Annotated in this window: 8 protein-coding genes; 7 read left to right on the forward strand and 1 reads right to left on the reverse strand. The window is 47.6% G+C overall.

Features of this window, described 5'->3' with window-relative positions:
* Positions 1 to 957 (reverse strand): ATP-binding protein, encoded by a 957-nt coding sequence (locus BK127_RS22980; RefSeq protein WP_076233856.1) that lies wholly within the window; start codon positions 955 to 957, stop codon positions 1 to 3.
* Positions 958 to 1,243: 286 nt separating this feature from the next.
* Here BK127_RS22980 and BK127_RS44525 point away from each other — a divergent pair, with 286 nt between their 5' ends.
* From BK127_RS44525 to BK127_RS23015, 7 genes are all read left to right on the forward strand, one after another.
* The gene (locus BK127_RS44525; protein ID WP_218639028.1) at positions 1,244 to 3,571 is read left to right on the forward strand and encodes a chondroitinase-B domain-containing protein; all 2,328 of its coding nucleotides are present in this window, start codon (positions 1,244 to 1,246) and stop codon (positions 3,569 to 3,571) included.
* 150 nt (positions 3,572 to 3,721) lie between these two features.
* Positions 3,722 to 4,744, forward strand: coding sequence for a response regulator transcription factor (locus BK127_RS22990; RefSeq protein WP_076233858.1), 1,023 nt, complete (start codon positions 3,722 to 3,724; stop codon positions 4,742 to 4,744).
* Positions 4,744 to 6,558, forward strand: coding sequence for a cache domain-containing sensor histidine kinase (locus BK127_RS22995; protein WP_076233859.1), 1,815 nt, complete (start codon positions 4,744 to 4,746; stop codon positions 6,556 to 6,558). Before BK127_RS22990 ends, BK127_RS22995 begins: the two co-directional genes overlap by 1 nt.
* A 116-nt stretch (positions 6,559 to 6,674) precedes the next feature.
* Positions 6,675 to 7,649: an ABC transporter permease gene (locus BK127_RS23000; protein ID WP_144026536.1), complete on the forward strand. Its 975-nt coding sequence runs from the start codon at positions 6,675 to 6,677 to the stop codon at positions 7,647 to 7,649.
* Between the two features lie 15 nt (positions 7,650 to 7,664).
* Entirely contained in the window at positions 7,665 to 8,558 is an 894-nt protein-coding gene (locus BK127_RS23005) for a carbohydrate ABC transporter permease (protein ID WP_076233860.1), read from the forward strand.
* 17 nt (positions 8,559 to 8,575) lie between these two features.
* Entirely contained in the window at positions 8,576 to 10,231 is a 1,656-nt protein-coding gene (locus tag BK127_RS23010; RefSeq protein ID WP_076233861.1) for an ABC transporter substrate-binding protein, read from the forward strand.
* 232 nt (positions 10,232 to 10,463) lie between these two features.
* The gene (locus tag BK127_RS23015) at positions 10,464 to 12,776 is read left to right on the forward strand and encodes an AraC family transcriptional regulator (protein WP_076233862.1); all 2,313 of its coding nucleotides are present in this window, start codon (positions 10,464 to 10,466) and stop codon (positions 12,774 to 12,776) included.
* Positions 12,777 to 12,900: the final 124 nt, after the last annotated feature.

Genomic DNA, 12,900 nt, shown 5'->3' on the forward strand with positions numbered 1-12,900 from the left:
TTATTTGATTCGATAGGTTTTGATATACTCCAGCACATGCTCATAGTCTTTGTTAATATCGCTGAAGGTTGCATAATTTTTGGCCGTTGAAAACCAATCCAGTGTGGTCGCCTTGCGGCCTGTTACACTCTTTTTCAGATCGTGGTCCGTAATGGGCTGGATGTCTCCGCTCTCCAGGGATCGCTCCAGGGCTTGCTCAATTGCATCCCGGACCACCTGCTCGAGATCCGCACCCGAGAAGTGTGTAGTTTGCTCGGCCCACTTCTTCAGATTTAAAGGCTCCTGTGGCTTGCCCTCCAGCTTCAACCCCAGAATTAATTCCCTCTCGGCAGCTTCCGGTGGCGGTACAAATACCAGATGATTAAAGCGTCCTGGGCGGCGCAGCGCGGAATCCAGATACCATGGCGTGTTGGTGGCACCAACAACGAGCACCTCATGATTGTACGATTGCAGGCCATCCAGCTCCGTTAACAGTTGATTGACGAGCATGCGATCGTGGTGCTGATGCATTTGATGACGGCTCCCGCCCATAGCGTCAAGCTCATCAATAAAAATGACACACGGTTTTTCGGCGCGAGCCTTTTCAAAAAAATCATGCAAATTGTGCTCGCTCTGCCCCGCATACATCGATAAAATAGCCTGCAGCTCAATATGAAGGAAATTGGCATTAATCTCACCAGCGATAGCACGGGCGAGAAAGGTTTTGCCGCAGCCGGGAGGCCCATAGAGCAGTAAGCTGCCGCCAGCGCTTTTACCGAATGCCTGAAACATTTCCGGCTGCTTGAGCGGGAGTATAAAGTTCATACGGATTTTCTTCTTGATCTGCTCCATGCCGCCAACCTGCTCAAACGTAATACGGGGTTGTTCCATTTCGATCAGATGATTTCGCTCTTTATTAAATGAAATGACCTTTAATTTGTTCTTTCTTTCGTCTTTACCTTGGGTATCATCGGACATTAGCTTCAACTCCTTAAAGGGTAAGAAGAACATCATCCATTCGAACTTGAATTTAATATGATTTTATCAGCAAAGCCACGGCGGTTTCAAGTTTCTTGACTTCATGGCAACCGGTAGTTGTTCTGAAAATAACGATGGGATTTGTAAAATGAACGCCTCAGTATCGATTTTGATGATCTGTTTCGATTTTGAAGGTTTACTTTTGGGTAGGCTTGTTGCAACAATGGCAATAGAGTGCACTCTAACCATTTGAAAGCGTTTTAAAAAAATGAAAAGGACGTGTGCAATGGTAAAGCGTAAACAAGTTTGTGCGTTGGTGGTGTTCATTTATTTAATGGTAACGATGCTCCCGATCTCCGCTACTTATGCCGCAGATGCGAAGTTTATCATCCCGATAACCAACGTAACGGCGAGCGGCAATGATGGAAACGAACCGAAAAATGTACTGGACGGCAATTTGACTACTCGCTGGTCGTCTAGTGGCGACGGGCAGTGGATTCAGTTTGATTTGGGGACGGACCTCAAGAAGCTGGCTTATGTAAAAATGGCTTTTTTGAACGGTGATACACGCACATCAACCTTTGATATTCAAACCTCCACGGACAATGTAACCTTTACGACAGTGCGCTCTAACGTCACGAGCAGCTTGAGTGCAAGCCTGCAAACCTTTGATTTTACGGATGTAGATCCAGTTCGTTATGTGAAAATTATTGGACACGGCAACTCTGTGAATGCGTGGAACAGCTACACGGAAGTGGAGATTTACGGAGATGCATCGGCAAACAATGCAGCAGTAGACGTCAAATTGACGGTTCCTGCCGCTTCGATCAGCGATAGTGGCAATGACGGTAATGTGCCGGCCAATACAGTAGACGGGAATACAGCGACCCGTTGGTCGAGTAACGGTGATGGTCAATGGATCCAATATGATTTGGGGTCCAGCAAGACCGTGTCTTATATCAAGCTGGCTCCTTTTAACGGCGCTGCAAGAACCTTTACCTTCGATATACTGACATCTGCAGATAATGTGACGTTTACAACGGCGCGGTCCAATGTGACCAGCAGTTTGAGTGATGCCCTGCAGACATTTGATTTTCCCGATGTGTCGAATGCCCGCTATGTGCGAATTGTTGGCCATGGTAATTCGAGCAGCACCTGGAACAGCTACAGCGAGGTTGAAATATATGGGCACAGTGAAGCGAGTACAGGTGTGGTGAACGTGTCGACGGCGGCCCAATTGGCGACCGCGATTAGTAATGCGTCTGCAGGCACAACGATTGTACTTGCGAATGGCAACTACTCGGCTTCAGGCCCAATCCAGATTGCTGGTAAAAACGGTACAGCCAGCAGCCCGATCAAGCTTATTGCGGCCAATCAGGGTCAGGCAATTATTAACGGCGGTGCATTTTTCTATGTGCAAAACTCATCTTATGTGACCCTCGAAGGACTGAAATTTACGCAGCCAGGCAGCTCAACGAACGCATCGTTTGACAAATCGGCTGTTATTTTGGACGGATCGAACAATATAAGGCTGACACGCAATTTGTTTGCTTTATCAGAGAGTGGTACCAATTCGATGTGGGTTCAGGTCAGGGGTGTGAACAGCCATCATAACCAGATCGACCACAATGATTTTGGCGGAAAGAAGGATACGGCTCCGCTCATTGCCTATGAGGGCGATGGCAATGGCAATATTTCGCAGTATGATACGATCGAATACAACTATTTCCACGATGTCGGTCCCTGGGTAGCGAACGGCAAGGAAACGATACGTTTGGGGTTGTCCGGAATTTCGTTGTCCAACGGGTATAACACGATCCAGTACAATCTGTTCGAGAACTGCGACGGCGAGCCGGAAATCGTATCGGTCAAAAGCAGCAACAACACAGTCCGATATAACACGTTTAAAACCTCGAAGGGTGGGCTGACGTCCAGACATGGCCACAGCAACAGCTTCTACGGCAACTTCTTCCTTGGAGACGGGGTTGAAACTGAAGAGGCAGGAATTCGAATTTACGGCAACGATCATAAGATCTACAACAATTACATGGAAAACCTGACGCAAAGCGCGATCATCATCGACAGCGGTAGCTTTGATGGCGGAACGGGTGGTTATCCGCCGAATCCGACACCGACACAGTTAACGGCACAATGGAAGGTTTATCGCGCACAGGTCGTCAACAATACGATTGTGAACAGCACCTCGGGGATCATCGTCGGATCGGGTAAAACCTATGCTCCAGAGGACGTCAAGGTGGCTAACAATATTGTGAAAAATTCAACAGGAACGCTCTATAATGAAGCGGCAACGACGAATACCGTATTCGAAGGAAATCTCGGTTACGGAAGCACCTTGAACAATAAATCAAGAACGACGGGTGAAATTCGTCTTGCTGACCCGTTGTTCAGAACGTTTAATGGACTGCAAAAGCTATCATCCACCAGCACGGCCGCGATTAACTCTGCAGTTGGCAGCTATACGTACGTCACCACAGACATGGATGGAGAAACCCGTTCCATAAACGATGTGGGTGCGGACGAATATTCCGCCTCAACCGCTATTCCTGTCGTTCATCAGCTATCGCCTTCCGAGGTAGGAACGAACGCCCCTTAAGGCTGATATGTAAGCCAAGCATGGATAAGTGAGCTGAAAGTCCGTTCCTCCGGGGACGGACTTTCGATTTTGAAGATCCTTTCGAGGTTTTAACGATATCCAAATGACAGCCGTTCATCGGATAATGACGATAGGATGGGGGGAACACAAATGGCTACAATCTTTGTCGTTGATGACGAGCCGATTATTGGGATTGGATTGAAAGCGTTAATCGGAGAGTACAAGCGATTTCACGATATTCAGACGTTTACGGATAGTGTGAAGGCATTATCGCAGATGGTATCGAATCCGCCCGATGTTCTGCTAACCGATATTCGGATGCCTCGAATGGACGGTTTGGAGTTGTGCAGACAAATCCAACTGCATAAGCTGTCCACACAAATCGTGGTTTTGTCGGGCCATGGGGACTTTGCTTACGCACAAAAAAGTATGTCCTATGGAGCCAAGGAATATTTGCTGAAGCCGATCACCGAAATCGAGCTTTTTCCAGTGCTGGATAAGCTGCTTGCGGAACGGGAGGCTCCGGTATTTTCTTATGCCGATTTAGAGCGGTGGATCGATCAATTGGAAGAATCCATATGGATGCTGGATCGGATACGCGTACAAGAGCTGCTCTCGCAGGGCAAGGATGAGTTATTGGCGGGCGTTACAGGGGCTCATCTACGCCAGAGGGTGTTCGACGGAATGATGCTGCTCGCCAGAAAGCTGAATGCCCGCGGCGTGTATCGATTTGAAACGGAATCATTGATGGCGGCCAATGCCGAGCATACATTGACTTACGAGCAGTTCCAATCGGAGATAGCCGCTTGGCTCCAGCAATTGGGTGCACAACGTAATCACGAAACGATCAATGTACTTGAAGCGGCTCTCTGTTATATCGATGCGAATCTGTTCGATGAGAACCTTACGCTGGACCGGGTTGCCGAGCGATTGGGCATTACGCCAACCTATTTCAGCCACTATTTTAAGAAAAAAACGAACGAAACCTTTGTCCAATATCGCTTGCGCAAACGAATGGAGAAGGCGAAGCAGCTGCTTGCTGTTCCGCATCACAAGATCATTGATATTGTCGGCGAGATCGGCTATGACAGCTATCCCCATTTTTCCAGAACCTTTAAGAAATCAACCGGTTATTCACCTACCGAATATCGTGCTTTGCTGGGGATCCAGTAATGAAAAAAAGTTTGGGGCGTAAAATTTACATTTATTTTGTCATTATTATTGCATTCACCCTGATCAGCGTGGCATTCACCGGATATTGGCGTTCGGCGAGCGAGCTGGAGAACCAGTACGAGGGCCTGCTCACGCAAATTGTTGATAATGTGGTTCACGAAACTGATCTGTTTTTGAAAAACTATGAGCGAGCCACGGTTTCGATTCTTACTTCTCCGTTAGTGAAGGAAACGTTGGATCTTCCAAGAGGCTCCAACTTCTATACAGCCGAAAATGCGATCAAAACAGGTGTGTTCCAATCGGTTCTGATCAACAATCCGGAAATTTCAATGACCTACATCGTGGGGTATAACGGTTTTCGGGCAACGGATTTCAATATTCACATCGTGTCGTTTAATTATAAAGGCTTTGAAGAATACGTCGAACAGCTTAAGGAAGACACGGGGTTAAATGGAAAGCTGATGATTCGGGATTCGGGATTTCTTGATGGCCATCTCACACTTGTGCGTCAGCTGGGTGACAGAACCTCCTCCAAATCGTTCAAGGGCATCATGGGCTTCGAGCTGCGAATTGGAGAGCTGAATACACTCTGGAAGGGCATCAAGCTCGGAAAGTCGGGGTACTTCTTCATCGTCAATGAGCGAGGCAAAATCTTATATCATCCCGATTCGCAGCGTATCGGCAAGCAGCTGGACGGAAATCAATACCAAGCGGTGGAGGCCAATACGGATCAGACCTTCGAGCTGCCAGGAGAGCCAGGGCGAGTGTTTTTCAGCCGCAAATCGGAGTATTCGGGGTGGACGCTCGTAGCCAGCATGTCGCTTAGTGAGCAGCGCCAGCCGATCTCGGATCTGCGCCAGACGACGATTATCGTGGGTATCCTGACTCTGGCACTAGCTTCGCTGCTCGCGTATCGATTCGGGCAATCCATCATCCGTCCGGTCCGGTTACTGGAAAGCGGGATGCGGCAGACGGAAAGAGGACAGTGGACGAGAGTGCCGCTAACAGGTAGCCGTGATGAGATGGATCAGCTCATATCCAGCTATAACACGATGGTAGCCCGGCTGGAGGAGCTGGTGGAACGTGTGTATGAAACCGAGCTGCATAATCAGGAAAATTTATTAAAGCGCCAGCTTGCTGAATTCCAGTCGCTCCAGTTGCAAATCAACCCGCACTTTTTGTACAACACACTGGAAATTATTATTTGCTATGCCGTTATCCAGAAGTCTGGGGAAATCAAGGACATCGTCCGTTCCCTATCCTATATGCTGCGGTATTCGATCCGTACCGATCTGGAGCAAATTACGGTTGCTAATGAACTGAAGCATGTGCTTTATTTTATGGAGATTATGAAATACCGGATTCAGCGCGATTTTGAAATTGACGTTCGCATACACCCGGATTGGCTGCTGAACAATATGGTTCGGTTAACGCTGCAGCCTTTGATTGAAAATGTGTTCAAGCATGCGTTTCAGGAGGGTATAGACGATTCTCATGCGATTGTGATCGACGCTTGGCAGGATTCTGTGGACTTTTGTGTGACCGTAACGGATAATGGCTGCGGCATGGAGCCAGACATATTGTTCAGGCTGAACGAGCGGTTGATGCGCAGCCATGAAGAGAAATCGGGGTCACAGACCGGTTCCGAAGGAAGCATTGGACTTATGAATGTACACAACCGGATTCAGATGGTGTTCGGAGCGCAGTACGGGCTTACCGTGCAAAGCACGAAAGGTGAGGGTACTACAGTGACCATCCGCATGCCCGCCTCCAATGCCCCAACCATCGCAAGTTCCCGAGCATATCCATCGTAAAAAAAGTCATAGGAGCGCAAATTATCAGCATGCTCCTATATACGCAATTTCGTATGCTGGGTATAGGAAAGATCAACTCAAATCCAAGCATTCGTTATCGAAAGAAGGAGGAATCTATGGAAGCATCAGCCAATCGAACTAACACCCGACCGGTTGCTTTCTTGAAAAAGGACAGTCTCATGACCAGACTGCGTAAGAACATGTCCAGCCGCTGGCAATTGTATCTGCTCATGCTGCTTCCGATTATTTATTTAATCATTTTCAAGTATGTACCGATGTACGGGGCTATAATTGCCTTCAAAAATTACATCCCGACCAAAGGAATCTGGGGCAGCGAATGGGTGGGCCTCAAGTATTTTTATCGTTTTTTTGAGTCCTATGAATTTGTACGGATTATGCAAAACACACTGCTGCTCAGCTTCTACAGCTTGGTTGCCGGGTTCCCGTTTCCGATCATTCTGGCATTAAGCTTGAATTATGTGAATTCCAGATTTTTCAAAAAGTCAGTACAGATGATCACATATGCGCCGCATTTTATTTCCGTCGTCGTCATGGTTGGGATCGTGCTGCAGATGATGGACCCGCGTATCGGACTCATTAACACGCTGATGAGATATATCGGGCTGCCGACCATCAACTTTATGGGTATGCCGGAATGGTTCTCACACATCTTTGTCTGGTCCGGTATTTGGCAGAACGTCGGTTTTTCCTGCATCGTCTATCTGGCTGCGCTTGCGGCCGTTGATCCTGCACTGCATGAGGCATCCGTCGTGGATGGAGCGAACAAAATACAACGAATGTGGCATATCGATGTGCCGGGTATTATGCCAGTAGCCATTATTTTACTCATTATGAACACCGGTCATGTGCTGGATGTCGGCTTCGAGAAAATCCTGCTGCTGCAAAATCCGCTGAACACGAGCGCCTCTGAGGTCATCGATACGTTCGTATACAAAGTGGGTTTGGCATCTACAGCGATTAATTACTCCTATTCGGCTGCAATCGGATTATTTAAATCAGTGATCAATCTAGTTCTTCTCGTACTGGTCAATCGAATAGCCAAAAAAGCGGGACAAACCAGTCTCTGGTAGAAAGGAATGTTATGCATGACAGGAACAATTAGAGAAAGTGCGGATGATAGAGTATTTACGATCGTCAATTACATCATCCTGTTTATTTTTACGATTACGATTTTATATCCGCTTGTCTATATTGTTAGCGCTTCCTTCAGCTCATCTTCAGCGGTTGTTTCCGGAAAGGTTTGGCTGTATCCGGTGGAACCTACACTCGCGGGCTACGAGGCGGTGTTCAAGCACCGACTGATCGGCTCGAGCTTCTTGAACTCGGTATTTTATACAGTAGTGGGTACGGTGATCAATGTGTTCATTACATTAATTGCAGCTTATCCGCTATCCCGCAAAGATTTCATGCCGCGCAATGTGATTATGGCCTTGTTCGTGTTCACGATGATGTTTTCCGGAGGCTTGATTCCATCGTATCTGGTCGTGAAGGGACTTGGTATGATTGATACCCGATGGTCGTTGATCATTCCGGGGGCTCTCGCCGTATGGAATATGGTTATTGCCCGTACGTATTTTCAAACCACGATACCTGACGAGCTGCTTGAAGCAGCCCAAATGGACGGCTGCAGTGATCTCACTTTTGTGCGCAAAATCGTGATTCCGGTATCGGGTCCGATTATTGCGGTAATTGCCTTATTTTATGCAGTAGGTCACTGGAATCAATATTTTAATGCGCTGTTGTATTTGAAGCATCAGGAGCTGTACCCGATACAGCTGGTGCTCCGTGACATTCTTGTACAAAACGAGGTAGATGCATCAATGATTACCGATCTTGCCGATCAAGCGGCGAAGGAAGGCTTGCGGGAGCTGCTGAAATTTTCATTGATTGTAGTTTCAACACTGCCTGTTCTTATTATTTATCCATTCATTCAACGGCATTTTGTTAAAGGGATGATGATCGGATCGCTAAAAGGATAAAGGGGAGAGATAGGTATATGAAAAAAAGATTAACGGTGCTACTTTCCGTAACAACCTCATTGGCTCTGCTCGCGAGCGCTTGCTCAACCCCGAACAAGCCCGAAGGCAATGCCGCTGGAAATAAGGAGGCAGGCAGCAGCGATCAGGTGACGGAAGCGGGTGTATTCCCGATAACGAAAGAAAAGACAACACTCAAGGTTATGGTCAAGGGCTCCAGTATTGTCGAGAATTTTGCTACCAATGAATTCACGAAGTGGCTGGAGGATAAAACGAACATTCATATCGACTGGGAGGTTGCCCCGGAAAAAACGTTTCAGGAAAAGCTCAACGTATCGCTCGCCAGCGGTGATTACCCGGACGTACTGCTCAATATGAGCGTGTCTCCAATCCAGCAATCAATCTATGGAAAAGACGGTGTGTTTATCGCGCTGAATCCTTACATTGATAAATACGGCGTCGAAATGAAAAAGATGTTCCAGCAGGTTGACTACGCAAAGGGTCTTATGACGATGCCAGACGGCAACATATATTCAGTCCCTCAGGTCAATGAATGCTACCACTGTGCGCTTGGCCAAAAAATGTGGATCTACAAGCCATGGCTGGATAAGCTTGGATTGAAGATGCCGACCACAACCGATGAGTTTTATCAGGTGCTCAAGGCATTCAAAGAAAAGGATCCGAACGGAAACGGCAAGCCGGATGAAATCGCGCTTGTAGGCGCTACGAACGGACCTTCCTCGACGCTCGATTTATTTTTGACCGGGTCGTTTCTGGAGAAGGACTTCAACCTGCGCTTTGTTAAGGACGGCAAGGTACAGGTGGCCTATAACCAACTGGAGTGGAAGGAAGCCTTGAAATATATGAACAAGCTGTATGCGGAGGGCCTGATTGCTCCGCAATCGTTCACACAGGATCGGAACCAGCTGAAGCAAATGGGCTTAAATCCGGAAATTCCAATAGCCGGAGTCATAGCTTCGCAAAATCAAACCGTATTTGTCGATGTTGACAGCCCGCGGTTCAAGGACTACGTCTCGATACCACCGCTCAAGGGTCCTGCTGGTGTACGTTCAACCGCGTATAACCCTTATGCAGTGTCCACGGGTCAATTCGTTATCACCAATAAGACGAAAAATCCGGCTGCCGCCTATCGTCTGGCTGATCTCTTGCTCTCCGAGGAAGCGACGCTTCGCAGCACGCAAGGCCGCCCCGATCAGGAATGGGTACGCCCGGCCCAAGGAGAGCTCGGACTTAATGGGAAGCAGGCGGTCTGGAAGCCGATTGTGACGTTTGGCAAGCTGCAAAATATTCACTGGGCACAGTCGGGACCGTCGCTTCGAACGAATGAATGGCGGTTAAGTGTAGCTGCAGATCCTAAGAACCCGCTTGAAATCATACTTTATAACGAAACGAAGGACAATTATTTTCCTTACAAGATCGATGTGAGCAAAATCGTTCCACCGATATTTTTCACCAATGAGCAGGCTGAAGAGCTGGCCAATCTGGAGAAGACGATAACGGACTATAGGACCGAATTTTTTGCCAAAGCCGTTACGGGCGCTCTGGACATCGACAAGGAATGGAACAATTATTTGGCCACACTCGATAAAATGAACCTGAAGCGCTACCTGGACATTTACCAGCAGGCCTACACACAGTTCAAGTCCAAAAAGTAAGATTAGAGCCATAACAGGAGAGCTTTTGTTGAGAGGCGGTAGAGCTTAAGTGCCGTAATCAGCAAAGGCTCTTTATTAATACCCAATACGAATAGCTAGAAGTACAGGTTAAGCGTTAAAAGTTAAAAGCTGCTCTGCTGATAGCTACAGCTACCTATTCGAGGTATGGTACACTGAAAGGAGAAGCATAAATCCAACGCATCCAGAGTGCGCGACAAAGGGAGTCGTGTCTATGGGCTTGACCCGTAATCCATTCAATAAACGCAGCGTGTTGGTCACATGGTTCGTTTCCTATGTATCTGTTTTGCTCGTTCCGATGTTGATTAGCGGACTTATTTATACAGCAACCTGGCATGTGGTGGAGGCGGAGGTCAATCGCTCCAACGAATCGATTCTGGGCCAGACAGAGCAGGCCATCGACAACAGTCTCCTCGGTATCGAAAGACTCAGCATAGAGATTGCCCTTAACAAGCGTGTGGCCGGTTTCATGAATACGACGCTGCCGCTAACGGATAGTGATCGATATGATCTGTTCAATATCGTCAACGATTTGCGCGTGTATAAGGTGGCGAACGATTATATCGAGCAAATCTTTGTATATTACAAGAATAGCGATACGGTTCTATCGACCCGGGAGCATATGGACAGCCGTACGCTGTACAGATCTGTTCGCGGAAGCGAAGATAAGAGCTATGAGCAGTGGAAGGCCTTTTTCGATAAGCGTTATATGAAAGAGTATGTACCTATGCAATATGGGGACGGTGAACAGGTCGAGAAGGCTATCGTGTACGCTAAATCGGCAACACTGGACAATTCAGACCAGTCCGGGGCTGTGATCCTGATCGTGATCAAGGATTCCAAGCTGTTGGGCAGCATGATGCCGGCCCCTAACGCTTCCCTTGCGATTCTGGATTCACAGAATCGCCTTGTTGCATCCAAGGGACTCGTACAGAGCCCCGCATTTTTAACCTATGATCGGCTGGTTGACGCCAAAGGACTCTTCTATGAAGAGGACAATGGGAACCGATTGGCATTGTCCTATACGACCTCGGAGATTACGGGCTGGAAGTATGTTTCGATCATTCCGGCCGAGCTGTTTGACGACAAGATGCTGTATTTGAAGAAGCTGATCATCATGAGTCTCGTATTGTGTATCTTGATTGGTGGACTTGTCGCCTACATCTACCTGAGGCGGAATTATACACCGATCAGCCTGCTGATCCGCAGTTTTTCGCTCAAATCAGGTGTGTCCTTCGACGAGGGCTCCAACGAATATTTATATTTGCAGGCTGCACTTAACAACACATTTGACGAAAAAGAGAAAATTGATAGCAGGCTGATGCAGCATAGCGATGTGATCCGTGCAAGCTTTCTTCAAGGGCTGCTTAAGGGAAGGCTGGATCATAATATTCCACTGCATGAGTCACTCGCAGCGCATGATCTGCGAATAGTTTCCACCGATTTTGCCGTTCTGCTGTTCCATATTGAAACGTACGGCAAATTTCAAGCGGAAGGGACTGCCGATCCACGGAAAATCAAGCTGCTGCATTTCATCATTCTGAATGTTGCCGAGGATGTGGCGGGTGAGCAGCACCAGGCGTTCACGACGGAAATGGATAATATGTCGGTGTGCATCGTTAATTTCGCTTCACAACCCAATGAGATAGAGCTGAAATTAATGGCAGAGCGGGTGCAATCATTCCTGTTCGACCATTTTCATGTCCATCTTACGGTGTCCATCTCCGGTATTCATCATGATTTATATGCGATACCTACTGCCTATCAGGAAACGCTGGAAGCGATGGAATACCGTATGGTTATGGGGAGCGGTGAAATTATTCGCTATGCGGAGCTGCCGATTCCTCGTGCATCCGGGGAGCCCGGAAGCTATTATTATCCGCTACATGTTGAGCAGCAGTTGATTAACTTTGTGAAAATCGGTGATTTTGAACGTTCACGGGAATTGATCGAAGAGATCATTCGCAGCAATGTGGGGGAAATTCCGATTTCCGTCTCCTTCGCCAAATGTCTGATGTTCGATTTGATCAGCACACTATTGAAGACAATGAGTGAGCTTCACACGGTCGATAAGTCCAAGGTGCTGGAGCATGCCGATCCTATCGAACGTCTGATTGGCTGCGAAACGATCAAAGATATGCAGGCACAGATTGTCGAGGTACTGGAGCAGGTGTGCAGCTCGGTTGCCAATGATCACAGACACATGCATAACCCGCTTGCCGGGCAAATTATTGAATATGTCCAGGCGAATTTCTGCAACAGCAATCTGAATATCTCGATGATCGGTGAGGCTTTCAGTCTGACACCGTCCTATGTGTCCAAGCAGTTCAAGACGTATACAGGTGAAGCGCTGTTGGATTACATCAATAAAACCCGTATGGAGGAAGCCAAGAAGCTGCTCGCGCTGCAAAATCTGACAGTTACAGAAATCGCCGGAAGAGTGGGATATGCGGACATCAATACGTTCAACCGGATTTTTAAAAAGCTCGAAGGCATCACGCCGGGCAAATATAAGGATCTGCAGTAGCCGCTGCTGTTCCGGGTTACTAAGGTTAGGGGCTTGAATGGTTTATGGATTTGCGATTTTAATGATCTATTTCCGATTTTGATGGGTTCCCTTAACGGGGGGCTCCCTGCATAATAGCTTGTAG

This window comes from Paenibacillus sp. FSL H7-0331, from assembly GCF_001956045.1.

What these genes read in the sequence shown, in the direction of transcription:
- BK127_RS22980 (WP_076233856.1), bottom strand. Translation starts at nt 957, where the DNA reads ATGTCCGATGATACCCAAGGTAAAGACGAAAGAAAGAACAAATTAAAG.
- BK127_RS44525 (WP_218639028.1), top strand. Translation starts at nt 1,244, where the DNA reads ATGGTAAAGCGTAAACAAGTTTGTGCGTTGGTGGTGTTCATTTATTTA.
- BK127_RS22990 (WP_076233858.1), top strand. Translation starts at nt 3,722, where the DNA reads ATGGCTACAATCTTTGTCGTTGATGACGAGCCGATTATTGGGATTGGA.
- BK127_RS22995 (WP_076233859.1), top strand. Translation starts at nt 4,744, where the DNA reads ATGAAAAAAAGTTTGGGGCGTAAAATTTACATTTATTTTGTCATTATT.
- BK127_RS23000 (WP_144026536.1), top strand. Translation starts at nt 6,675, where the DNA reads ATGGAAGCATCAGCCAATCGAACTAACACCCGACCGGTTGCTTTCTTG.
- BK127_RS23005 (WP_076233860.1), top strand. Translation starts at nt 7,665, where the DNA reads ATGACAGGAACAATTAGAGAAAGTGCGGATGATAGAGTATTTACGATC.
- BK127_RS23010 (WP_076233861.1), top strand. Translation starts at nt 8,576, where the DNA reads ATGAAAAAAAGATTAACGGTGCTACTTTCCGTAACAACCTCATTGGCT.
- BK127_RS23015 (WP_076233862.1), top strand. Translation starts at nt 10,464, where the DNA reads ATGGGCTTGACCCGTAATCCATTCAATAAACGCAGCGTGTTGGTCACA.